23 protein-coding genes are annotated in these 24460 nt (G+C 62.2%); 11 read left to right on the top strand and 12 right to left on the bottom strand.

The annotated features are described in order from the left end of the window. Positions 1-2 precede the first annotated feature (2 nt). The 7 genes from VGH41_RS20030 to VGH41_RS20000 form a co-directional block, all read right to left on the bottom strand. Complete coding sequence (locus VGH41_RS20030; protein WP_331599279.1) at positions 3-1466, bottom strand: aldehyde dehydrogenase family protein; 1464 nt, start codon at positions 1464-1466, stop codon at positions 3-5. Between the two features lie 97 nt (positions 1467-1563). Continuing rightward, a complete protein-coding gene (locus tag VGH41_RS20025) occupies positions 1564-2559 on the bottom strand; it encodes a hydroxyquinol 1,2-dioxygenase (RefSeq protein ID WP_331599278.1) in 996 nt (331 codons plus the stop codon). A 35-nt stretch (positions 2560-2594) separates the two neighbouring features. Then, positions 2595-3086, bottom strand: a complete 492-nt coding sequence (locus tag VGH41_RS20020) for a hydroxyquinol 1,2-dioxygenase (RefSeq protein WP_331599277.1) — start codon at positions 3084-3086, stop codon at positions 2595-2597. Between the two features lie 157 nt (positions 3087-3243). Then, positions 3244-4209, bottom strand: a complete 966-nt coding sequence (locus tag VGH41_RS20015; RefSeq protein WP_331599276.1) for a LysR family transcriptional regulator — start codon at positions 4207-4209, stop codon at positions 3244-3246. Between the two features lie 135 nt (positions 4210-4344). Beyond that, positions 4345-5514 (bottom strand): epoxide hydrolase family protein, encoded by a 1170-nt coding sequence (locus VGH41_RS20010; protein WP_331599275.1) that lies wholly within the window; start codon positions 5512-5514, stop codon positions 4345-4347. 112 nt (positions 5515-5626) lie between these two features. Further along, on the bottom strand, positions 5627-6646 hold the full coding sequence (locus tag VGH41_RS20005; protein ID WP_331599274.1) for an SGNH/GDSL hydrolase family protein: 1020 nt from the start codon (positions 6644-6646) through the stop codon (positions 5627-5629). A gap of 230 nt (positions 6647-6876) precedes the next feature. After that, positions 6877-7920: an AraC family transcriptional regulator gene (locus tag VGH41_RS20000; protein WP_331599273.1), complete on the bottom strand. Its 1044-nt coding sequence runs from the start codon at positions 7918-7920 to the stop codon at positions 6877-6879. Positions 7921-8921: 1001 nt separating this feature from the next. Between VGH41_RS20000 and VGH41_RS19995 the strand changes: the two genes are divergently transcribed. From VGH41_RS19995 to VGH41_RS19955, 9 genes are all read left to right on the top strand, one after another. Further along, positions 8922-10055 carry an alpha-D-ribose 1-methylphosphonate 5-triphosphate diphosphatase gene (locus VGH41_RS19995; protein WP_331599272.1) on the top strand — a complete coding sequence of 378 codons (1134 nt, stop codon included), beginning with the start codon at positions 8922-8924 and terminating at the stop codon, positions 10053-10055. Between the two features lie 214 nt (positions 10056-10269). Next, positions 10270-11169, top strand: coding sequence for a phosphate/phosphite/phosphonate ABC transporter substrate-binding protein (locus VGH41_RS19990; protein ID WP_331599271.1), 900 nt, complete (start codon positions 10270-10272; stop codon positions 11167-11169). After that, positions 11166-12026 carry a phosphonate ABC transporter ATP-binding protein gene (phnC, locus tag VGH41_RS19985; RefSeq protein WP_331599270.1) on the top strand — a complete coding sequence of 287 codons (861 nt, stop codon included), beginning with the start codon at positions 11166-11168 and terminating at the stop codon, positions 12024-12026. Before VGH41_RS19990 ends, phnC begins: the two co-directional genes overlap by 4 nt. Beyond that, entirely contained in the window at positions 12023-12823 is an 801-nt protein-coding gene (phnE, locus tag VGH41_RS19980; protein ID WP_331599268.1) for a phosphonate ABC transporter, permease protein PhnE, read from the top strand. Before phnC ends, phnE begins: the two co-directional genes overlap by 4 nt. Before the next feature lie 51 nt (positions 12824-12874). Beyond that, entirely contained in the window at positions 12875-13531 is a 657-nt protein-coding gene (locus VGH41_RS19975) for a DapH/DapD/GlmU-related protein (protein ID WP_331599267.1), read from the top strand. A gap of 131 nt (positions 13532-13662) precedes the next feature. Then, a complete protein-coding gene (locus VGH41_RS19970) occupies positions 13663-14688 on the top strand; it encodes an aldo/keto reductase (protein ID WP_331599266.1) in 1026 nt (341 codons plus the stop codon). Between the two features lie 182 nt (positions 14689-14870). Continuing rightward, positions 14871-15284, top strand: a complete 414-nt coding sequence (locus VGH41_RS19965; protein ID WP_331599265.1) for a DUF6232 family protein — start codon at positions 14871-14873, stop codon at positions 15282-15284. Between the two features lie 279 nt (positions 15285-15563). Further along, a complete protein-coding gene (locus tag VGH41_RS19960) occupies positions 15564-15899 on the top strand; it encodes a hypothetical protein (RefSeq protein WP_331599264.1) in 336 nt (111 codons plus the stop codon). 225 nt (positions 15900-16124) lie between these two features. Further along, complete coding sequence (locus tag VGH41_RS19955) at positions 16125-17204, top strand: hypothetical protein (protein WP_331599263.1); 1080 nt, start codon at positions 16125-16127, stop codon at positions 17202-17204. Positions 17205-17252: 48 nt separating this feature from the next. On the opposite strand, the gene tssE is transcribed toward VGH41_RS19955, so the two are convergent. The 5 genes from tssE to tssK all read right to left on the bottom strand — a co-directional run bounded on the left by tssE (position 17253) and on the right by tssK (position 22244). Next, a complete protein-coding gene (gene tssE, locus VGH41_RS19950; RefSeq protein WP_331599262.1) occupies positions 17253-17675 on the bottom strand; it encodes a type VI secretion system baseplate subunit TssE in 423 nt (140 codons plus the stop codon). 194 nt (positions 17676-17869) lie between these two features. Next, positions 17870-18355 (bottom strand): Hcp family type VI secretion system effector, encoded by a 486-nt coding sequence (locus tag VGH41_RS19945; protein ID WP_331599261.1) that lies wholly within the window; start codon positions 18353-18355, stop codon positions 17870-17872. A 114-nt stretch (positions 18356-18469) separates the two neighbouring features. Then, positions 18470-20164, bottom strand: a complete 1695-nt coding sequence (locus VGH41_RS19940; RefSeq protein ID WP_331599260.1) for an OmpA family protein — start codon at positions 20162-20164, stop codon at positions 18470-18472. Then, positions 20164-20898, bottom strand: a complete 735-nt coding sequence (locus tag VGH41_RS19935; protein ID WP_331599259.1) for a DotU family type IV/VI secretion system protein — start codon at positions 20896-20898, stop codon at positions 20164-20166. The genes VGH41_RS19940 and VGH41_RS19935 overlap by 1 nt, the downstream gene beginning before the upstream one ends. Then, positions 20895-22244 carry a type VI secretion system baseplate subunit TssK gene (tssK, locus tag VGH41_RS19930; protein ID WP_331599258.1) on the bottom strand — a complete coding sequence of 450 codons (1350 nt, stop codon included), beginning with the start codon at positions 22242-22244 and terminating at the stop codon, positions 20895-20897. The genes VGH41_RS19935 and tssK overlap by 4 nt, the downstream gene beginning before the upstream one ends. A 535-nt stretch (positions 22245-22779) precedes the next feature. Here tssK and tssB point away from each other — a divergent pair. After that, positions 22780-23292: a type VI secretion system contractile sheath small subunit gene (gene tssB, locus VGH41_RS19925; RefSeq protein ID WP_331599291.1), complete on the top strand. Its 513-nt coding sequence runs from the start codon at positions 22780-22782 to the stop codon at positions 23290-23292. Between the two features lie 75 nt (positions 23293-23367). After that, positions 23368-24460 (top strand): type VI secretion system contractile sheath large subunit (tssC, locus tag VGH41_RS19920; protein ID WP_331599256.1); only part of this gene is annotated, 1093 nt, incomplete at its 3' end.

Here is a 24460-nt window from a genome sequence, read left to right as displayed (position 1 = left end):
GTTCAGCGCGGGTAGTAAGGGGGAATCTGCGCGTCGACGTTGACCCACACCGATTTCGGCTGGGTGTACTCGCGCATCGCTTCGAAGCCCATCTCACGCCCATAGCCGCTCGCGCCGACTCCGCCAAACGGCGAGCCAGGGCTCACGCGCTTATAGCAGTTGATCCACACCATGCCCGCGCGAATTTCGCGCGCTACGAGGTGGGCGCGTTGCAGATCGCGGGTCCACAGACCTGCGCCGAGACCGTATTCGGTGCCGTTGGCAAGCGCGAGCGCTTCCTCGTCGGTACGGAAGGTCGTGACGCTCATAAACGGACCAAACACCTCTTCCTGCGAGACGCGATGTTCCGGCTTCGCCTCGACGATCGTCGGTTCGACATAGCAGCCGTTCGCGAGCGCCGCTGCGTCCGGCGCCTTGCCGCCCGCCAGCACCCGGCCGCCCTGCTCGCGGGCGATGTCGACATAGGACAGCACCCGGTCGCGATGCTGGCGCGAGGTGAGCGGGCCCATTTCGGTGAGCGGATCGAGCGGATCGCCGATGCGGATCGTGCGGCTTAGCGCGACGATCTTTTCGAGCACTTCATCAGCAACCGATTCATGCACGATCAACCGCGAGGCCGCGATACACGCCTGCCCCTGATTGTGGAAGATGCCGAACGCGGAGCCTTGTACGACCGCTTCGAGATTGGCGTCGCCGAACACGATGTTCGCGCCCTTGCCGCCGAGTTCGAGCTGCACCTTCTTCAGGTTGCCGCTCGAGGCCTGCACGATCTTGCGACCCACCGCGGTCGAACCGGTGAAGGCGACCTTGCTGATCTGCGGATGTTCGGCAATGTACTGGCCCGCCACGTGACCGAGGCCCGGCAGGATGTTGACGACGCCGTCGGGAAAGCCTACTTGCGCCATCAGCTCGGCAATCGCGAGACTCGACAAGGGCGTCAGTTCCGCCGGCTTCATGATCACGCAGTTGCCTGCGGCGAGCGCCGGCGCCATCTTCCAGCTGGTGAACATCAGCGGAAAATTCCACGGCACCACCTGCCCGACGATGCCCACCGGCTCACGCGCCAGATAGTTGAGAAAGCCCTGCTCGACGGGGATCACCGAGCCCTCGAACTTGTCGGCCATGCCGCCGAAGTAGCGAAAGGTGGCGGCCGTGCGCGGCACATCCAGATTGCGCGTATCGCGGATCGGATGGCCGGTGTCGAGCGATTCCAGCCGGGCCAGCGCATCGGCATTCGCCTCGATCGCGTCGGCAAGTTTCAGCAGCAGACGCCCGCGTTCCGCTGCCGCCAGATTGCTCCATTTCGGAAAGGCCGCTTTGGCGGCGACGACCGCACGGTCGACGTCGGCGGGGCCGGCCATCGCGACTTCGGCAAGCACCGAGTTGTCGTGCGGATTGAGCGTGGCGAGCGTCTCGCCGTTGGCCGCCGGCACGAAGCGGCCGCCGATAAAGAGTTGCGTTTGCATGTCAGTCCCGCGCAAGTAAAACCTGGACGTGACATCTCCCGCGGCGCCAGCGGTCTGGCGCCGTTCGTTGCAACAAGGGGAGATGCCGGTGGTAAGGCTAGATCTGGATCGGATACGGCGGCAGCTCGCCGCTTTCGTAGCGTTTGGGCAAATCGGGTGTGGCGTTTTCCCAGACGAGCAGCATCGAACGCTTCTGCGAGTAGCCCTTGTGGCGGATATCGGCCGGCATCGCGGCGATATCGCCCGCGTTCATCGTGATGCGGGCGCGCGGCTCGCCGCTATCCTTGTCCGCGACATCCCAGATGATCTGGTCGGAGAGCTGCAGAAACCACTCCACCCGGTCGTTGCCGTGAAACACCGGCAAAACGAATTCTTCGGTAGTCGGGCAAAACAGGCTCTGCTGGCACACCGAGGTCACCGACGGATTCCACGTCACATCCGAACGCGACAGGTATTTGAACAGGCTGAACGCATGCAGCGCGCCCTCGAAGCCAGGTTGTGCGTGGATTTCCGGTTCGTCCTGCACCACATCCGCGAACTGGCGGTTCACCGGAAAGTCATCGCGCAACGGCGAATCGCCTTCGAGGCCCGGCATGCGCTTCGTTGCAATGCGCGTGCGTTCGATCGCCGCGATGTTGTCGCCGTGTTTGGTGCCGAACGCCGAACCCGTTTCTTCGGGAGCGGCAAACGGATCGAAGCCTTCGTTGACCCAGTCCTTCAGGATGGCCTTGAAGGTGGCCATGATGATCGGCGTGTCGAACTGCTGCATGTGGTCCACGCCTGCTTCCTTGAAGTTGGCGTTATAGGCGCCCGCGTACATGTCGACCTTGCCGTAGTGATTGCGCGTGCCGATCACTTCGTCGAAGTTGACCCAGCCGTAGAAGAATCCCCATGCCACGTCGCGCATCATTGCGCGCAGGAAATCGTCCGCATGCATCTGATGCGAGCGCGTCTGCCCTTTGGCGGGCCACTTGATGCTGGCGAAATACGCATCGCGGCTGAATTCGAAATCGCCGAGGCGGAACACGCGGTAGCCGGTGGCCGGATCGGGTTCGCTCGCGGTGACGTTTTGCAGCCCGGTTACTTTGTCCATGATTGACTCCAGGTGATGATCGATCGAAGGAAGGGTCATTGAATGCAGATGTCGGCCCACTTCTCGACCGAGTAGCGTCCGAGAATCGTCTGCACCAGCAGCACGCCCTTCGTCACCGCTTCGAAACGGTAGGCGGCGCCCGCGGGCAGCAGCGCCTGATGGCCACGCCGCAAGCGTACATAGCCCATCGACTGGCCAGACGGCTGGCCTTCGAGGCGCACGCTGCCTTCGGTCTGCAGATCGACCAGCGGTCCATCCGAGGGCTTGATGAAGTGCACGTCGATCTCGCCGTCGAGCACCACGGCGAATTCGTCGTGCGAGGCCGCGAACCACGGCGACATTCCTTCCGCGCGCAACGTCTCGATCACGTACTTGAGATTTTTACCGACCACGACTTTCTCAAACGGCGCCGCGCGGCTCGCCACTTCGAACACGTTCGACATCGCGTAGTGCTCGGGCTTGCCCTTGATGATTTCGATGGAGCCTTTGCGGAAATTGTCCAGGCTGCCGAACCAGGTCTGTTGCATGTCTGCCTCCATGTGTCTGTGAATGCCCTGCTTGCATTCAAGATTAAGTGGCGACCGGCGCAACGGCAATGATCTGAGGTTCGGGAATCACGAACCATGAGTGCGGCAAAAACCTGCTAGGGAAACTACCTGGAGGACAACCCGGGATGGGCCGCGCTCATTCTTCGGCCAGTTCCTCGCCGACGCTCTTGGTGTCGTCGTCGGGCGGCGCGATGCCAAGCGCCCGGTCCCACGGCGGCTCTTGCAGATAGCGGGCGCGCAGGAAATCGACGAAGGCTTTGACCTTGGTGGTCGAGCGGTGCGATGCCGGATAGACCGCCGAGAGCCACAGCGGCGGCGCCGCATACTCCGGCAGCACGCGTTCCAGACGCCGTTCGAGCAGGTCCGCGGCGGCGACCATGGTGGGCAGATAGACGACGCCCGCGCCGGCCCGCGCGAACTCGAGCAGCAGATGCACACTATTGCTTTTCAGCACCGGATTCAGCGCAATTTCGAAAGTGTCGCTACCTTTCACCAGAGGCCACTTGTCGCCCCACGGATAGTACGAGTAACAGGCGAAGTCATGCCTCAACAGGTCGAGCGGCGTGTCGATGACCGGCTCTTCCTTGAGATATCCTGGCGCACCGCACAACACGCCGCGCACCGGAAAAAGCCGCCGCTCCACCAGCAGGTTCGAAGCGGGCGGATAGATCTGCAGCGCGAGATCAAAGCCCTCCTGAACCGGGTCGATCACCCGGTCGTTGACGGTCACGACGAATTCGACACGCGGATACGCTTCGCGGAAGTCGATCAAGGCCTGCGAGAAATGCCCGAGTGCGAACCCGGGCAGCACATGGATGTTGAGCGTGCCGGACAGCGAATGGGGCTCGCCGCGCGAGCGCCCGGACAACTCGTGGGCCCGGTTGACCAGCTCGGCGCACTCGCGGTAATAGGTTTCGCCGAGTTCGGACAAGCGGACCGCGCGGGTCGAACGGTGAAACAGCGGCACGCCGAAATGATCCTCCAGCTGCTTGACGCGCGAGGTCACGACCGACTTCGCCACGCCCAGCTGGCGCGCGGCGTTGGCAAAACTCTGCGCCTCGGCGGCGCGCACGAAAGCCTCCATCGACATGAACAGGTCCATGCTGTGTCTCCGTGGCCGCTTCTGTCGCAGCCTTATCTGATGGACTGAAGTGTAATTTGTTTTTCGATGGGCGTTACGGCCGCGCCGCTGCGGGGCAACGACGGTCTGTGCCGGTGATGCGCGGCAATCCAGGCGTTATTCCGGGCGATCTCGCAGCGAGCCAAAAAATGCCTGGATTTCCTGAGCAAGCAACGCCGGCTGTTCGAGTGCCGCGAAGTGCCCCCCGCGTGGCATGACGCTCCAGCGGCGTAGATCGGAAAAGACGCGCTCTGCCGCGGAGCGTGGAGGTTTGATCATTTCTCGCGGAAATTCGGCGTAACCCGTCGGGACCGAAATGGTCGAACCTGGCGGAAGAATGACCGCGCCGTGCATGCGGCCGTAATACGGCCAGAACGACGCGTTGATCGAACCCGTGAACCAGTACAGCGAGATGTCGGCCAGGATGCGATCGCGGCTGATGGCACGCTCGATATCGCCGTCGCAGTCCGACCACGCGCGGAATTTCTCCACGATCCACGCGGCGAGGCCAGCGGGCGAATCGGTCAGAGCGAACGCCAGCGACTGCGGTCGCGTTCCCTGGATGGCGGCGTAGCCGGCTTCTTCCTGGGTCCACCGCGCGACGTCCTCCAGGTAGCGGCGTTCCTCGTCGTTTGGGTTCGGCAGTAAAGAGGGCACGCGGCCGACCGGCGACAGCAGGTTGAGGTGGATCCCGATCATCGCTTCCGGGTGCGCATATCCGAGCCGGCTGGTCACAGCCGCACCCCAGTCGCCCCCCTGGGCGCCGAAGCGTTCGTAACCCAGCACGTCATGCATGAGGCCGAAAATGCACTCGGCCATCTGCGGCACATCGAAACGCGGCTGACCCGAGCGAAACGAAAGACCGTAACCGGGAAGGGACGGCACGACAACCGTAAAGGCGTCGCTTGCAGCGCCGCCGAAACGCACCGGATCGGTCAGGCGCGCAATGATCTCCAGAAACTCGAACACCGAGCCTGGCCAGCCGTGCAGCAACACCAGCGGTGTCGGAGCGGGCCCCACGCCTGGTACGTGAAGATAGTGCAGATCGATTCCGTGCAACTCGACCTTGAATTGTGGAAACGCATTGAGCGCCGCTTCCTCGGCGCGCCAGTCGAAGCCGGACACCCAATAGTCGATCAACGATCGGAGGTAGTCCACGTCGGTCCCGAAACGCCATGCGTCGCCGGGCGCCTGATCGGGAAACCGGGTGCGCGCGAGACGCGAACGCAGGTCGACGATGTCTTCTTCAGGGACGTGAAGCGAGAACGGAACGGGTTTGGCGATCATGACTTTGGCTTTGGCTTAGACATGGAGTAGGCCGGTGAGCCCGGCACGCACAGAGAGCCGGGCCGGTTCAGGTTGACGCTTCTTCGTGCACGCTCCCCCGCGACTCAGCGACTCAGTGACCCAGCCCGGTGCTGGCGATCTGCCGCTCCACGAACTGCGCGAACAGCGCATGCAGACGCGTCGTCGGATGAAGATCGTCCGCGAACATGTAGGTCTGGTCCGCGTTGGCGCTCACGTAGGTCGCCGGTGAGCATAGCAAGGAAGTGTCATCCGGCGTCTTCGAAGGATCACAGGCCTGAGCCGTGTTCGACACGGCGAACCCGTTGGCCTGAAAGTTGGCGATGATCCCATTCAACCACGTGTAGGCATCAATCTGGATCACCTTGCTTTGCAAGCCATCTGTCTGCAGGGCGCTGTTGAGCGTGTCATTGAAAAGCTGGGACAACTGCGTCAGGTTCGCACCGCCATCGGCCTGGGAGAGGCCGTCGGGCGACAGGCCGACGTTCGGAAGATTGACCACCACCACATGCGTGGCGCCGTTCTGGACGATCTGCCCGACCAGCTGGGCGAGCGTGGTCGCCGCTGTTTGCACCGTCGCAGTCGCGGCCGGCGGCGTCCCGGCGCGCAGCACGTCATTTGCGCCCGCCCATACGAGCACCATCTGATTCGAGTTGAAGCTCCCGTGCGCGCTCAGATAGCTCGAAACCTGCTGATTGACCGGCATTTCGACGTTGCCAATGACGTTGGTGAGGAAATTGTTCTGGTTGGCCGGCGTCGCTACCGTGGCGCCGCCTTCCGCATACCCGAGGCCGCTCTGCGCCTTGAGCTCATGCGTGAGGTCGATCGTGAATGCGGCGCTGAGCGTGTCGCCGTAGTATTGCGCGACATTCTGGCTCCATACCTGGCCGGGATTGGTCGTGAAGCGCCCGCCGCCCACCGCGCTTGCCAGCGGCGCGTACGTCCCCACGTCCGAAAGGCTGTCGCCGAACGAGACAATTTGCAGATTGATGCCGCCTGCCGGTGGGGAGGTGCTGCCGTTATTCGAACTGCCGCTATGGCCGCCGCATGCTGAAAGCAGTGCGATGGCCATGGCAAAAACTACAGCGCGCACCGTGTCATTTGTTCCTCGCATCACCCCTTCTCCCCTGCCCGGCCGGGCGATTTCGGCCACGTGACGCGGGTTGCCGCGTGTGCCTGTCCCGATGAGCGTTCCTATCAAGCAATAACTGTGCGCTATGGCCAGCGGAGTTGCCGGACAGGGTCCACGTCGGTTTGGAAAGTGATGGAAGAAACGTGCAACGAAAGCGCGTCGAGGTGCGCGCTTTCGGCACAGGGGCGCAGCGCGCATCCCCCAAATAACGGTCAAGTCTGGCGAGCCAGAATGGTCCCACCCGCGCTGAGGGCGGCGCGTGCGGATTCGGCCACACCATCTGCTTTCCCCTGATTCTTGCGCCAGCCTGCCGGGGGCATGCCAAATTCGCGTCTGAAGGCCCGACTGAACGCGGCCTCCGACTCGTAGCCAATCTGCTCCGCAATTGCAGCGAGTGTCTTATTGCTGATCAGAAGTTCCTGCGCCGCGATTTGCATGCGCCACCGCGCCAGGTACTGCATGGGCGGTTGTCCGAGCAGATCCGTAAACCGCTGCGCCAACGCCGAGCGGGACAATCCCACCTTGCGCGCGAGTTCATCGACCGTCCAGGCGTGAACCGGCTGAGCGTGAAGCAACGAGAGTGCGCGCCCCACGAAGCGATCGCGCACGCCGGCCAGCCATCCGGTCTGGTCTGCAGGCAATGCTTCAATACAACAACGGATCGCTTCGACAAACAGCAGTTCGGACAGTCTGGCGAGGACCACCGTACTGCCCGCACGCGAATCAGCCGCCTCGGCGGCAGCAAACCTGAGTGAGGACTCGAGCCACGCCGCACGCGGATCGTTACGCATATCAATCTTGAAGATGCGCGGCAGGGATGAGAGCAATGGATTGCTCAGGGTGTCATCGCAAGCCAAAAAGCCGCAGACGATGCGAGTCGGCATGCCACCCGCGCCATAGGACAGCGTCATCACCTCACCTGGCATGGCCTCCATCTGGCGGGACAACAACATTTCGACCGGCATGGGCGAGAGATCCAGACTGCTGCCCATCAAGTGCGTTTCACCTTGCGGCACCACGAGCAGTTCACCGGCATTGAGGTGTATGGCGGAAGCGGGGTTGCCCGCCAGTTGCGCCCAGCAGCTGCCCTCCGTGATCAGATGATATGAGACCACCCGCTCGGAGCGCGGCAGATAGGCCGCACAAAGCGCCGCATCCGTGCGGCCTATCAGGCACCACGGCGCCGTAAAGGTCCCGTTGAGATACACCGCGCCGCTTAAGCGCACGATGCGCAACACGTCAGAAACCGCATCCATGAAGAGCTCGCGTGATGGGCGACGTCTCGCGCAAAGAAGCCGGAATGCCAGACATCGTCAAGGCGTCCATCCTATACCCGCCGCTAACGCCGACAAATCCCTTACATCCCTTACCGACATTACGTCACGCTTCGTCACGCGATGTCGTGGTAGGCGTCTGCTCGTCGTGCAACTGGGTCCAGATCCCCGCGGCGATCTCCAGGACGATCCGGCAAGCGTTCTGGACGCCCGGCCATGAGCGCAGCAAGTTCGGGAGACGACACGGACGATCGGGCATGAAACATCGACGCAAGAGCAGGACGGCAACGCGCCGCGAGAGGCAAAGTTCGCCACAGGACGGAACGGATCAATGTTGCCCGCCCTTCGCAGCAAGGCTTTTCGCGGATGGATTTCGCCGCCACGCTGTGCCGTCAAATTTGTGCAGATCGGCTCACCCACTGTGACTTGCCCGTTCGCGCAACCAAGATAGGGTGTGAAGCCGATGAAAAGCCTCTTAAGCCGCGCGATCTACCATCCCTCCATCGCGCTATTGATGTTTTGTCTGACCAGTCTGATGTGCAGCGTCGATTACAGTCCGTCCAGCGCGCTACTCGCGCTGACAGCAAAAACGCTATCCCGTCTCCTGAGGCTCCTCAACAAGACGTAATGCTGCGCGAGCGCAACGCACCGCCAGCAGAAGTCCCGCACTCGAACCCAGCGTGTGACATCGCGCTTTCTGGATCGATGTCACGGTGTTGTCATTCCCACCCGCTCAAATAGCCGTGTTGCCGCGCACTTTCGTGCGCGAGCCATGACGGAAATGTGAAGTGCGTCGCTCGCTTGGCCGGCGCCACGAGTGCACCCTTATACATCTAGACGTTTAGATGATATTCGAGTCGGCACAAGGGTGGCCCGGATCGACCGGAAATACTCGGGAGCGCTGCACCACCGCGAATTACAACCACCATTACTGCGTGTTACAGCAACACTACGGTGGGCTGATGCGCATACGGAGTATGTCGATGTTGATCAGGAACGCTCGCGTCGTTACGCGAGACGAAGAGTTCACCGGGACCTTGCGCATTGAGGACGGCGTCATTCGCGACGTCGAACGCGGCAGCACGTCCGCCCGCGAAGCCGTCGACTGGGACGGCGACTATCTGCTGCCGGGCCTGATCGAACTGCACACGGACAATCTTGAGAAGCATCTCGCGCCGCGCCCCGGCGTGCGCTGGAATATCGACGCGGCATTCGTGATTCACGATGCCCAGGTAGCGGCCGCCGGCATCACCACCGTGTTCGATTCGCTCAGAATCGGCGCCCGCTCCGACGTGGACATGCACAACCGCGACCTGCAGACGCAGTGCACAGAGGCACTCGCGCGCCTGTCGCAAAGCAACTTGCTACGCGCCGAACATTTCCTGCATCTGCGCTGCGAAATCGCCGCACCGGATGTGGTCGACGTGTTCAATTCGCTTTACGCGCATCCGCTGCTGCGGCTCGCTTCCGTGATGGATCACACGCCGGGACAGCGCCAATGGCACGACCGCAATCAGTGGCGGCGCTGGCAGGAGCGTCACGGCAAGCTGACCGACGAACACTTTGCCGCCGTGGTGGCCGAGCTCGCGGATGGACAGGAGCGCTACGCCGAGCGCCACCGTCGTGAAATCGTGGCGCGTTGCGTGGAACTCGGCGTGCCGGTGGCGAGCCATGACGATACGGTTATCGAACACGTCGAACAGGCAGCCGAAGAAGGCATCGTGCTGGCCGAATTCCCGACCACCCGTGTCGCCGCACAAGCCGCACGCGAACACGGCATCTCGACCATCATGGGCGCACCCAACATCGTGAGGGGCGGCTCGCACTCGGGCAACGTCTCCGCGCTCGAACTCGCGCAGGCCGGACTGCTCGACATCCTGTCATCCGATTACGTGCCTTCGAGTCTGTTGACCGCCGCGTTCGAACTCGTCGACAAGGCGGGCTGGACACTGCCGCGAGCCATGGCAACCGTATCGGCTGCACCGGCTCGCTCGGTGGGACTGCACGATCGCGGTGCGATTGCCCCCGGCTTACGCGCCGATTTCGTACGAGTGCGGATGCATGATGCGCTGCCCATTCCGCGCGAAACATGGCGGGCCGGCGAGCGCATCGTGTGATGCGGATCGCGCCGCAATCGGACACATAGGTATGGCAACACGTCGACCATCCGTTCATCTGGACGTCTCCATGTGTACATGGATGTGTCACATGCCATTTCTAGAATGCGCCAGGTTGGATAGCAGGGCCGCGCCGATCGTCGCAAGGCGGACGCGCGAGCAGGAAATCGTCGTTGAAATGCACGCTACGCTTTTAATATGACTTGAGGAAAATATGAAGGTATCCAAAGTTTTAGCAGCCGTGGCGTTTGCGGCGGGGCTCGCCTCCGGTGCGGCACATGCGGACGGCACCTGTCCGAACAACGGCGTGGTCCGGTTCGGCGTCGAACCGTACGAATCGGCGCAGCGCATGCTGCCGGTCTATACGGACCTCGCCAAGATGATCGGCGACAAGCTCGGCTGCACGGTACAGCTCTACGTGGCAACCAGCTACAACGCTGAAATCGAGGCCATGCGCAACAACAAGCTCGAATTCGGCCAGTTCGGCCCGCTCGGCTACGTGCTGGCTCACCAGGTCGCGCATGCGGAAGCGGTTGCAACGTTCGCCGGCGAACAAGGCAAGCCCGCCTCCTACTACGCCTCCATCGTCACGTGGCCGGGCTCCGGCATCAAGACGCTCGCCGACACCAACGGCCGCTCGTTTGCTTATGCCGATCCGGCCTCCACCTCGGGGCATCTGTTTCCGGCTTACGGTCTGAGCAAGAACGGCGTGGACCCGGACAAGGGCATCAAGGCAATCTACGCGGGCAGCCACACGGCGTCGTTCGAAGCGCTGCGTAACCACAAGGTCGACGCGGGTGAGCTGAACAGCGAGGAAATCGCCAGCGCCAAGCTGCACAACGAGTATGACCCGGCCGCTTACGTGACGCTGTGGCAGTCGCAACCCATTCCGCTCGATCCCCTCGCTGTGCGCGGCGATCTGCCCGCTGATTTCAAGGCTCGTCTGGCTAGCGTGCTGAGTTCGCTCGACCTGCATCAATTGCCTGAGGCCGATCAGAAATTCCTCGCGTCGAACGAAAACCCGGAGCTGAGGACGGTGCCGCAATCGGATGCGGCTTACAACCAGATTCGCGATCTGGTTTCTACGCTCCACATCGATCTGGCAAAACTGTGAATACCCCGTTCAGCGTATCCGGCGATCTCCCGCTGGACCCTGCTGCCGCATTTGCGGCAGCAGGGTCCAGTACGCGTGCGCCAGCGCCGCGCACCATGCTCACGCCCGGTATCAAGTTGGCCGTGCACGATCTGACGATGCGTTACCCCAACGGTCATACGGCGTTGCACGACTTCAACGTGTCGGTCAATGCCGGCGAGATGGTCGTGGTGCTGGGTAGCAATGGCAGCGGCAAGTCGACCTTCATGAAGTGCGTGGTCGGGCTGAACCGGCCGACAAGCGGCTCGGTCGAGGTTGCCGGACGCGATCTGGCCGCGCTCTCGGGCAAGGCCCTGCGCCGGGCGCGTCTGCCGCTTGCGCTGATTTCGCAGAATGCCAATCTCGTCAGGCGACGCAGTGTGCTGGCTAACGTGTGCTGCGGCACGCTGGGGCGTCACCGGACCTTGTCGACCGCTCTGGGACGCGTACCGCGCGAGGAAGTCGAACCGGCACGTGCTTATCTGGACGAAGTCGGCCTGCTGCATCTGGCCGGCCAGCGCGCCGGCACGTTGTCGGGCGGACAGGCGCAGCGCGTCGCGGTGGCGCGCGCCCTGGCGCAACGTCCGCACGTGTTGCTCGCCGACGAACCGGTCGCGAGCCTCGACCCCGAAGCCGCCGACGAAGTCATGCGCCTGTTGCGCCGCCTCGCCACCGAAGACGGTCTTGCCGTGGTATGCGTGCTGCACCAGCCGGAACTCGCAGCGCGTTATGCCGACAGACTGGTGGGCCTGCGTCGTGGACGGATGGAATTCGACCGGCCGGCCTCGCAAGTCTCCAGCCAGCAGATCGCGCAGCTCTACGTCGACGAGGCTTCATGAACAAGGCTCTTGAGATGCGCGCACCGGCCGGCTCGCCGGGCGCACGGCCGTTCTGGACGGTGTGCGCCATCGTCGTCGCGCTCGCGCTGTTCGTGCAAGCGTGGATCGTGGTTCAGGCGCGTCCGCAAGACCTGGTGACGGGCGCGCATGGTATGGCCGACATCATTTCGCGCGCCATGCCGCCGGCCTTCGACCAGTTCGTACCGAATCTCTGGCCGGTGCTCGAAACCATCGACCTGGCCATTTTCGGCACCGTGTTCGGCATCATTCTGGCTTTCCCGCTGGCGATTCTCGCCGCCGCGAACGTCACGCCGGCGAGGCCCTTGTATGTCATCTCGCGCGCCATCATCGGCGTCACCCGCGCGGTCCCCGATCTGGTGTGGGCGCTCCTGTTCGTCACCGCTGTCGGGCTCGGGCCGTTTCCGGGCGCACTGGCGCTCGCAGTCCATTCGGTCGGCATGCTGGGGCGGCTGTTTGCGGAAGTGATCGAAGACATGGACATGGGCCCCGTCGAAGCACTGACGCTGACCGGCGCGGGCCGCCTGCAGGTGCTGAGCCACGCGGTGGTGCCGGGCGTGTTGCCGTCGCTGCTCGGCATTGGTCTGTTCCGCTTCGATGAAAACCTGCGCTCCTCGCTCGTGCTCGGCTTCGTCGGCGCGGGGGGAATCGGCTTCCAGTTGCTCACTGCAATGAACCTGTTCCAGTACCAGACAGTGTCGTTTCTGCTGATCGCGACCTTCGTGCTGGTCGCTTGCGCCGAGCGCGTTTCCGCCTGGCTGCGCAGTCTCGTCATGTAACTGTGCGGCAAGTGCTTTCTCTCTCACCTCATCATTGAACTTCGAGCTTTTATGTTGATTAATCATGGCGTCACGGCGGACCCGTGGACGCAAGGCCGCGTCATGTCGGAACATCCGGAGATCCACCCGAGCGCGGTCGTTCGAGCCAGCGACTTTGGCCGCTATACCTATCTTGGCCCGCGCAGCTTCGTGGCCGAAACGGCCATCGGCGACTACGGCTATGCGATGGGCGACAATCAGATCGCCCATGCGGTGATCGGCAAGTTCGTCAACATCGCCACCGGCGCGCGCATCAATCCGCCCAACCATCCAACGTGGCGCGCGACTCATCATCACTTTACGTATCGCTCGCGCTCGTACGGGCTGTCGCTCGACGACGACGCCGCGATTTTCCAATGGCGCGCGCAGGACCGGGTCGAAATCGGCCACGACGTGTGGCTCGGCCATAACGCCATCGTCATGCCGGGCGTCAAGATCGGCACGGGCGCAGCCATCGGTTCGGGCGCCGTCGTGACCAAAGATGTGCCGCCCTTCGCTATCGTGGTCGGCGTGCCGGCGCGCGTGCTGCGCTTTCGCGTCGAGCCGCAGGTTGCCGAACGGCTGCAACAGATCGCGTGGTGGGACTGGAACCCCGAGCAGATCGATGCGGCTCTGACCGATTTCCGCTCGCTCACGGCAATCGAGTTCGCCCAGAAATACGGTGGCTAACGTATTGGCTTACGCGGATCGAGCATTTTTTTTGATCTAACTCATCTAGACGTCCAGACAATTTCCACGCGTAGCCGGGAGGTTGCCTGGAACGGTCCACGATCTTTTCAAATTTACGGAGCAAGTTTCATATGGAGTATCGGCAACTCGGCCGCAGTGGCCTCAAGGTTTCGACGCTGACGCTCGGCACCATGACGTTCGGCAGTCCGACCGATGAAGCGACGGCGCAGCGCATCGTCGACAAGGCACACGAACAGGGCGTCAACTCGATCGATACCGCGGACGTCTACTCGGGCGGCGATTCCGAACGTGTCGTCGGGCGTTGCATTGCTGCCCGGCGCGATCGCTGGGTGCTGGCGAGCAAGGTCGTCAGTCCGCTAGTCGAGGGCGACGTCAATGCGCGCGGCGCATCGCGCAAACATATGATCGGGGCCGTCGAGGCCAGTCTGAAGCGATTGAACACGGACTATATCGACCTGCTCTATCTTCACGCGGAAGATCATCACACCCCGGTCGATGAGACCGTGCGGGCACTGAACGATCTGATCCGCGCCGGCAAGATACGGTATTACGGCCTGTCGAATCATCGTGGCTGGAAGATTGCTGAATTTGCCCACACCGCACAGGCACTCGGACTGGATGCTCCGGTGGCCAGCCAGCCGCTGTATAACATCGCCAACCGTCAGGCCGAGGCCGAACAGCTCACCGCCGCATACCGCTATGGACTCGGCGTGATTTCGTACAGCCCGCTCGCGCGCGGCGTGCTGACCGGCAAGTACGAACTGGGTGTAACGCCCGCATCCGATACGCGCGCGGGACGCGGTGACCGCCGCTTGCAGCAGGCCGAATGGCGGCCGGAATCTCTGGAGCTGGCGCGACGCGTTCGCGAACATGCGCAGACGCGCGGCTTGAGCGCGGGACAATTCGCGCTCGCATGGGTGCTGAACAGCCGGTATATCAGCTCGACCATCGCCGGGCCGCGTACCGAAGCACAATGGGATGAATACCAGCCTGCCTTGGGGTACCGTCTGAACGCGGAAGACGAAGCCTTCGTCGATACGCTCGTCACGACCGGCCATCCTTCGACACCCGGATTCAACGATCCCAAGCATCCTTTCTTTGGCCGGCTCGCGCGCCACGGTTCGCAGGAGCAGTAACGGGAAGCAGGCGGCATAAAGCACCGGGCATCATTTCGGCATAAAATCGCGCAACTGCGGATGTGAGTCAGCCGACTACGGATGCTTCACGCAGCGGACCTCACGGGCGCTTAAAAATCCCGTCACTTTAGTGATTTGAAGTCTGGTACGCTGCGGCCTTTATGACCGCTTGCATTTAACCGATGGAAACCCCTTTCAACGACCGTGGTGTCTCAGTCACGCGCAATGCGCTTTCGTCTGCCGGACAGGTTTTCCCGCTGCGCGAGATCCAGAGTGTGCGCGTCGTCACCGTGCAGAAGAACAAGGCCCTGTGTGTCGGGATCTCGGTGGTCGGGCTGATTGCTGCGATTCTCGGCGGCGTCTTCTGGTCGCCGGCCGGGATCGTCTGCGGCGTGATGCTGGTCGTGGTGGGCTGGCTCACGTGGATCACCCAGGACATCATGCACCGCCTGATTGTTCAGACCAGCAGCGGCGAGCGCGAAGCACTTTCGAGCATCGATCTGGACTTCGTCGAACGCGTCGCGCAAACGGTGCGTGAAGCAATGGCGGCTGCGCCAGCGCCCGTTTCGACAGCCACGCCGGCGCCGAAGGCCTGAGCCACGGGCGTGGCGGCGCGCCCGTCGGCATCGCGGCGTGTGGCTTGGGGTGTGTGGCTTGGGGTGTGTGGCTTGCGGTGTGTGGCTTGCGGCGTGTGGCTTGCGGCTTGAGGCTTGAGGTTTGCGACATGTGGCGTGTGGCGTGTGGCGGACATACAAGGCATTAACACAAATTTAACCCCGGCGTCGCGAGCTTTTGCACTCGCTTGAGACTCGCGACGATACAGTGGACTCGTCTTCACAACGCAAGCCGGCCCGGTCCGCGCCGGCGCATCCACGATGCTCCAGTCCACCCCTGCCCCGGCCACCCGGGCCGTCCCGCGCGGTTCGCGCGCTGTTCCGCCCGCACACGTCTACGTGCCCCACGTGACCCTCGACGTCACGATTCCCGGCACCTCGTCAGCCGGCGGCAGGCGCGCGCTACATGCGGCGCTCGGCAAGGATCTGCGCCTTTATGTGCTCACCATCGACAAACGCAATGAGCGCATCACGTTTCGCGTCGAGGTGATCTCGCGCACGCTCGATGAAGTGATCGGCGCGCTGGCCGGCGCGCTCGACCGCGCCGTGCTGGGCCGCGCGGTAGCAGCCATGATCCGCCGCCCGCATGGGCTTTAGTCGTTTCCTGCTGTAGATCAAACCTTCACACATTATTGCAATTTGGTATGACGGGGCAGGTAGAGTCTGCCGCTCTGTTATCCCGCGTTCCCTTCCGCAGGCCTCGCAAGCACCCAATCGCCGAACCGGCAGCGGGCCCTCGCGACTGGCGCCACAGCGGCCCGCCTTACAGTTCACGATGCATCGCCTCCGTCAGGGACACGCTCTTTTGCAAAGTGTGATCCCATGACCCTGCTGTCCCAAATTAGCCTGCGCTCCGTGCGCGGCCGCCTGACCGCTCTCACCGCCGCCGCGCTTGTCGGCGCGGTTTCTCTGTCTGGCTGCAGCGTGAGCTTTCCGGTCCCGACGCCGCCCGCCCCGGCTGCCACCTTGATCAACGGCGGCAACGATGGCGTCATGATTCCCTTGCACGTCGAACGCGCCGATGAAGGCCACGCGCGGCTTGGCGTACCGGTGCAACTCGACGGCAAGGCCGTGTATATGGCGTTCGATACCGGCACGCAGGGCGTGCGGGTATTGTCGAAAGTGCTGCCTGGCGCGAACTATCCGATAGCCGGGGCGGTTTCGACGCTGACGTTCGCCAACGGCGCGCAGGTTTCAGGACCGGCGGTCAAGTTGCCCATCAGCGTGGTTGGCACGCGGCCGGTTGAGGTGACTGCGCAAAGCGTCAATGACGTGCGCTGTCAGCGTAACCAGCGGCGCTGCCTCGCCATGGACGGCTATACCGGTGAGTTTGGTTTTGCGTTTTCGGGCGTATTCGGAGTGGGCGCTGCGCAAGTGAATGACGACTGCTGCACGCAGCCATTGCGGGCTTTGCCAGGCAATATCGGGCAGCGGTATCTGGTGCATGCGAATTTCGCCAGGCCGTTTGTGGTTTTGACGCCGTCGGACGCGCTGACACGGAATTTCACCATGGTGCCGATGACTGCGTCACAAGGTGCCGCGAGTGGCTGGCCGGTCGGCTGTGTTCAGGTGGGCAACAAGATGAAGTATTGCGCGCCGGTGGTGTTTGCGACGGGGAGTACGGAGATGGTTCGGATCGAAACCGACAAGGCGCCTAACTGGACCGACGACGGCGGCGTGAATGATGTGCTCGCGCAAGGAAACTATGATGTCGCGCTGGGAGTTGGCCCGTGGGCGCACCGGTTCGAGACCGCGCAGGTCACGGTTGCCAAGGCTGCGCCTGGAGCAAACCGGATTGTGATTGGGTTGATGGCTATGCAGAATATCGATGTGCTGGTGGATTTTCCTCGAGGGGTGGTCGGCTTGCATTCGGTCAGGGCGTCGGAGAGTTTTGCGCCTTGACTGTTTCGACTGCGGATGCTCCACCTTGTTTGTCCCGCACCCTCCGTCTCAAGGCGCCCCCTGGATCCGCTGCACGCGCATGCGCCCAGGCGGCTCGAAGTAAGTCCCGAAGCGCACCAGACCGGCTGTCTTCAGATGGCACGTCATTTCGTAGCTCACCAGGACGCCAGGGTCGGGATTGTCGAGGTACGCCACATCGATTGACCGGATTCGCGGCTCATACGCCAGCAGTGTCGCCTCCATCTGCTGCTTGAGCAGGTTTGCCGAAGCGGGGAGCGCCTTGTAGATGTTCGTGAGATCCGGAAGTCCATAATCGGGCAGATGCTTGAGTGCACCCGCCCGTGAATTGAGGATGCGGCGGATGTTCTGCTGCACACTCAAAATTTCCAGTGTCTTGTCGTCGTAGGCGTCAAGCGGCTCACCACCGATCTGACCAAGCAGCTTGTCGTACAGCGAGGGGCCAATGGACATCGCGCACTCCTTTACAAAGCGGTCGCAACCAGATGTCGCGCAGCATCATGATCGTCACGGAAAAAAGAGCCGGGGATTGAACGGCTCCGGGGTACGGATAAAAAGCGTCAGCGTGACGGTGGCGCCTGCAAAAGAAGGCTGGCGTGCGCCTGATGCGGAGAATCAGGAGGGCTGCGCCAGCCTCCCGGAGCGCCTTACGAGCGTTCGTTCCAGGTGTCGGTGTGAATGATGTTGCCGTCCTTATACGACCACGTGATTTTTTCGTAGCGCAGTTCGATCTCTTCGAGGTGGTTGTGCTTCTCGAACGCCGGATCCTTGATGTCATGCATCTTTGGTTTGACTGCGACAACCTTCACGTTGTCGAGCTTCGTGTTGAAGTATTCCTTCTCCTTGCCTGCGTCGTCGATCTTGTACCACCTGATCTCGATCGACTTCAGCGTCTGGCCGCTCGTCACCGCCTTGTACAGGTATGGCGTTGACGCGTCGGTTTCCTTCGTGAACGTGATCGGCGCGTGCACACGCGTACCGGTCAGCTTGCCGGTGTTGTTGTCGGTCGGAATGTGCACGCCATGCTCGAGCGCGACCACCTCGACGCTGCCTTCGCGGCCCTGGACCGTGACGGAGCCCTTGATGTCGGCGCCCCCATCGTCCTTGATCCACATGTATGCCGGAATTGCCATTATTTGCTCCTTCGTTTTGACTGCAAAAATCGTCCGGAGTCGATCCCGGACCGCGAATGCCCCAAAGCCATGCTCCAGGTCTGAACTGTTTCGGGCGGCGTGTCTGTGTGCTGCTCAGGCGCCAGGCGAATCCCCCCGGAGAACTAGCTTGGGGGCGTCCGGCACTAGCGTGATTTCAACGCGCCGGTTCTTTGCACGTCCGGCGTCCGTTTCGTTGTCGGCGATCGGGCGCGTGTCGCCGTAACCCTGGATCGCGAACTGCGTCACCGAAATGCCCGACGCCTCGACTAACCAGTCGCGCACCGCCCCGGCACGCGCAATGGACAGCTTCAGATTGCTGTCGGCGTTGCCGACGTTGTCGGTGTATCCGGCCACCACGATCCGCTTGTCCGGAGCCGCCCGGATCATCTCGACTGCGTCGATCATTGCGCGGGTCGAGCCCGGCTTGAGCCGTGCCTTGCCACTATCGAACAGCGACATGCTGTCGAGCGTCACCACCGCAGGCGGCGCCTGGTACGAGGCAATCGCAGCGTTGAGCACGGGCATGACAGCCGCGCCGTGATACATGCCGAACGACAGGCGCAGCGGTATGCCAAGACGTGCGTATTGATCGATCTGGTCGCGGTCGGCGACGAGTGCCTGCAACGCGTCGCGCCTTGCATCGTCATGTTCAGGCGGAATCATCGAAAACCGGCCAAGATCGGACCCGATGTGCGCGAGCAATGCCTGGTTGTTCCTTGCCGAACCCCAGATGGCCAGTGCAGCCGCGCAGGCGAGCAGGAGGATCGCGTGAGCGGCGGCAGCTAGACGCGGTGAGACCGATAGCCGCCGCGGCATGGCCTCGATCAGCGGCTGCGGCAGCGGCCATGGGGCGGATGACGCGGCCATCGGCGGCGGCATGATTCCCGATTGCGCGTTGACATCCCGCGCCCACGGGGAACGTGGATCGCTCGCCGGGCCGCAATTGATCCAGCCCATCCCGAAGAGCGTCCATGGCCTCGCCGGTTGCAACGAGTCGGTGAGCGTGCCGATCACGACACGCTGCGTCCAGTTGATGATCGACGCGAGAGCTGCCGAGCGTGCAGCGGAAGCACCCTCCTCCCCAACCTGCTGCACTTGTGCTTCGGCAGCGCGCAGCACCGCTTCGAACCGCTGTGCGCCGGTCAGCCTGCTGGCCGACGACACGCCGTGCCATGGCGGGCTCGCCGCCGTTTCGGGCGCTGCGGTAAGCCGCTGATAGATCGCAATGTAGGCGGGCAACCTGATGCCGAGCATCTGTGCGGCGTCGCTGGTCGCCTGGCGCGCCACGCGCAGCGTCTGCGTGAGCGCGTCTTCGCTGGCATGCGCGGCAGGCGCGATGGACAGCACGACACCATCGGGAGCGCGACCGTCGCGCCACTGTTTCACAGCGAGGCCGACGCGCGGCAGATCGCGCGGGTTATCGATCCGCAGCCAGATCGCACCGTCTCCGATATGGGCGAGCCGCTCCTCGTGCCCTCCCCGATCGAACAACTGGGGCAGCGAATCTCCCGTGACCAGCACCAGTGGCATGCGCGTGCGCAGGCTCACGGGCAGATCACGCGTCGTCGCGCCGAGCGCGGCCAGCACATGGGCGCTTTGCTCGCGAGCCCGATGGCGCTGCAACGTGCAGAAAACAATCGCGGCAAGCGCCACCAGAGCGACGCCTACCGCGACTGTCCAAACCAGTCCACGACTGAGCGGAACAACCAGAAATAGCACGGTAAGCGCGAGCATGGCCGCAAACATGACCATCGCGCGAAACGGATACCCCAGACGCAGCTCGGACATCACGGCTTCGCGGTGGGCGCCGACGAAACCAGACGGGCCAGTTGCGCATCGAGCGTGTGGCTCCAGCTCAGGTAGACGAGCGCGGCAGCGAGACAGCCGATTCCGGCAAGCGCCCACGGCGAGAGTCGATATAACCGGTCCGCCATACGTCGACCGGTGCGATCGGCAATGAAGCTTCGCGTGACGCCAGGCCGCAGTTTCTCCAGCCGGGCATTGAGCGTGGCCATCAACGCTGCGCGTTTCGCTTCACCTTCACGGGCGTAGCGCCCCATGAAGCCGAGCCCAAGGATGGCGGCATAGCACTCGAGTAGATCGACGTTCGGCGATACCTCACGCAAGCGTTCTGCGAGCCGGTCAAAAACGTGATCGCCGGCATCGAGCTTGCCGAACTGCTCGACCTGCAACGGGTGAGATTCCCAACTGGACCTGTCTTTAATCGACGGACAACGCAGCACCGCCTCGTCGAGCAGCCCGCATTGGGCGTATTGAGCGTCTTCCCGAACGTCGGCGGCGAAGCCGCGTTGTTCGAGCGCGGTGGAAAACGCCGCCATCAACTGCACGCAACGCTTGCGCAACTGCTCCACAGATTCGGACGTGCCGCCCTGCCTCAGCATACTGACGAGGAGAGCCGTGTCGCGCAGCAGATCACGAATACCGGCACCGGCTATCCGGTCGAAGGCCGGCTGGGCACCCAGCAAGGGGCTCTCTTGCAGGTTACGGGTGATGGTCATCATGAGCGTAGTATCGCGTAGAGTTCAAGCGATGAATCCGCTACCGTGGTTGGCAGATAGATCTGGCAAGCGCGGGCAGCCAGCATGCGGGCGTGCGCCGGATCGGCTGGATCGAGCGCGAAATAAAGATTGTCGAGACGCACAGGAATCGCGGCCGGCACGCGCTGGACCGCCTTGAGCGGAATACCCGCCAACGCGGAATTGACAATGTGCTCGACGTCGTCCGGTGCACCGACCTTGCACAGCTTCGGAAACTGCTCGACCAGTTCGAAGGGCGCGACCGCCGCGTTGACTGACAGGTAGAAGTCCGCGCCGGTGACGAGCCGTTCGTCCAGAAACTGGCCCGTCCAGGTGGTGGGACTCCTGCGCGTGAGGTTGATAGAAATCACGCGCGACGGAATGCTCGAGTCGAGCAGCTCGCGGATCAGCTTTTCGAGTTTCGCGAAAATCTCCTCGGCCTGCGCGTGGTCGTACGCCGGGATCTCGCTGAGTTGAGCACCCGTCGAAAACGTCATCAGCACACTCGTCAGTTGGGCTAGCGTTGAATAGAGCCGCTCGGGCGGCTGGCTCGGATGGGTGGCGAAGAAGCGGAGCTGCGGCCAGTACGTGTGAATACAGTGCAGTAGCCAGAACAGCGACACGTCGGCGACGCCGTATTCAGCAACGGCCTCGATCCGTTCGCTCTTGCGCGCGCCCAGCGCGGCGCTTTTGGCCTGCAGGATGTCGGCAAGACGTTTGACCCGCTCGAGGTGCCGGGGGTGGCCTGCGAGCGTCAGGCAGGGCGGTACGTAATGGGGGTCGACCTGAAAATGACCGCCCGTGCCACGCGTAAGACGCGCGATCGCACAGACCGTGTCGTCCGCATGCTGCTCGAAGTCAAAAAGCAATCGCACCGCGTGACGTTCGGCGGCGATCTCCGCTTCGCCCGTGCCGTTCAGATCGGTGACTTTCACGAATTCCCGATATGAGCGGCGTGGCCGCGCGAGCGTCGTCTCGTCGAAGCGGCAGTTGCTGCCCGTGGCATTCGTCAGGGGCAGCGCCGCCAGCACCAGGACGCTTTGCACTTCTGGCGAGAGGCCCTGCGTCAGATCGCGTGCCGCAGGCAGCGCGTCACTCACCGATGTGTCGAACGGTGTACCGTCAGGAAAACGAACTTTCAGGCGAGTGAGTTTGAGGCGCCCTTGAGGTAGTGCTTCCTCATCGATCTCTACGCCGAGCGTGCCCCACGGCTCGGCGATTGCCGCCGAAGCGAACTGCCCGTGCACGAAATTGGTCCACCGGTCCTGCTGCTGGAATTGCTGCTGGTTAAGGATCAGGCCTTCGTGCCAAAGCGGTTTGTCGATCCGCATGAGTGTGGTCTCGCTGATTTTCTTTGGTTTGGATAGCGGGACTCGACGCGCGGTTAAACCCGTCGACTGCCCTCAACCGTTGAATGATGTGGAAGTCATGCCGATTTCGCATTTTATTTTAATTAATCATGGAAATATTGCAAATCGAATAATCATTCGACTTTTTTAAAAATCGGATTTATCCGATTGCACAAATAGGTTCAGACAGACCATTTAAATAGATACGTATCGGTTCATAGCGAAAAATCGTCCAACCTTATTGTTCGACAAATTTTAAAGAATCATAATTCAATAATTTTTAACAATTCAAAGCCATCTCTAAATAAATCACCCTTTGACTTCATGGTCGATAGACGTGTTTAATACCTGCAAAGATAAAAACATTCGCATAACTAAGAACTGTGCGATGCGGTACCTGAAAACGTCATTCAAAAGCGGAACGCGGTTGCCGCCGGTGAGCGACGATGGGGATGCCACATTGCATGGAACGCGTTTTTTGCGATGCCACGTGACATCCCTTCAGGAAGGACAACAAATGGACAGCTTCCAGCGCGAAATTCCAAAATCTCGCGTCTCAATCACATTGGATCTGCACACGGGCGGCGCTCAGAAGAAAGTTGAGTTGCCCCTCAAACTGCTCGTGGCCGGAGACTTCAGCGCGGGCAAGGAACAGGCCCCTCTCGCGGAGCGCAAGAAGACCAATATCGACAAGAACAACTTCGACGCGGTCCTTTCCGACCTTGCGCCTGAGTTGACGTTAGCGGCCGAGAACACGCTCGCGGAAGACGGCTCCGAGCTTCCGGTGGCGCTCAGTTTCAGGTCGATGAAGGACTTCGAGCCGGAACAGGTCGCACGCCAGATTCCCGAACTTCAGGCGTTGCTGGCCATGCGCAATCTGCTGCGCGATCTGAAGTCGAACCTGCTGGACAACGGCACATTTCGTCGCGAGTTCGAGAAGATCCTGAAGGATAGAGCGCTCTCGCAGCAACTGCGGGGCGAACTTGCACAGATTGCAACGGCGGCCACGCAACCGGAAGGTCATACGTAAGGCTCCAAGGCCTTCACAGCATTCCGGACAACGAGCAACGCGAGTCCCGGTGGGACGGTACAGAGAGGATCCAGCATGTCACGTAACGAATCCCAGCAAGGCGGCACGACCCAGACGGTTGTGCTGGATGGCGACAGCGTCTATGAGTCGCTGTGCAACAAGATCAACCTGAAGCCCGTGAGTGCGGTGCGTCCGCTCGAAGCGTTCCGGGACAATGACCTGCTCTCCGAGTCGTCGGCCGGCGAGCGGTTGGCGCGGGGAATGAGCGCGTTCCTGCAACTGGTGGGTGAAGCCAGCAAGCCGGTCGATCGCCTCGACAGGTCGCTGCTCGATTTCCACATCGGCCAGCTCGACCGGAAAATCGGCCGGCAACTAGACGCCGTGATGCACACGCCGGAATTCCAGGCGCTGGAGGGCCGCTGGCGCGGCCTCAAGATGCTCGTAAGCCGCACGGATTTCCGCAAGAACGCGCGTATCGAAGTGCTCGACGTATCAAAGGAGGCGTTGGTCCTTGATTTCGAGGACACGCCCGAACTCATCCAGAGCGGCCTGTATCGCCTTACGTATATCGAGGAATACGACACGCCGGGCGGCCAGCCCATCGGCGCGCTGGTCAGCGACTTCGAGTTCGCGAATTCTCCGCAGGATATCGGTCTGCTACGCAATATCTCAAAGGTGGCGGCGGCGGCGCACATGCCGTTCATCGGCTCCGTCGGGCCGGCGTTCTTCGGCAAGCAGTCAATGGAGGAAGTGGCCGCGATCCAGGACATTGGCAACTACTTCGATCGTGCCGAGTACATCAAGTGGAAGAGCTTTCGCGATACGGACGATGCCCGTTATGTGGGCCTGACGATGCCGCGTGTGTTGGGCCGTTTGCCGTATGGTAAGGACACGACACCCGTGCGCGCGTTCAACTATGAAGAGGCGGTCAAGGGCCCGGACCACAACCGCTATCTGTGGGTCAACGCTTCGTTTGCGTTCGCCGCGAACATGGTGCGCAGTTTCACCAGCAACGGGTGGTGTGTGCAGATTCGCGGTCCGCAAGCGGGTGGCAAGGTCGAGGACCTGCCGGTACACCTGTATGACCTAGGCACGGGCTACCAGCCCAAGATTCCCACCGAAGTACTGATTCCGGAAACGCGCGAATTCGAGTTCGCCAACCTCGGGT

This window comes from Paraburkholderia sp. (genome assembly GCF_036488795.1).
Taxonomy (GTDB): Bacteria; Pseudomonadota; Gammaproteobacteria; order Burkholderiales; family Burkholderiaceae; genus Paraburkholderia.
The sequence above is the reverse complement of the archived record's forward strand: the minus strand, read 5'-3'. Positions and strand labels throughout refer to the sequence as shown.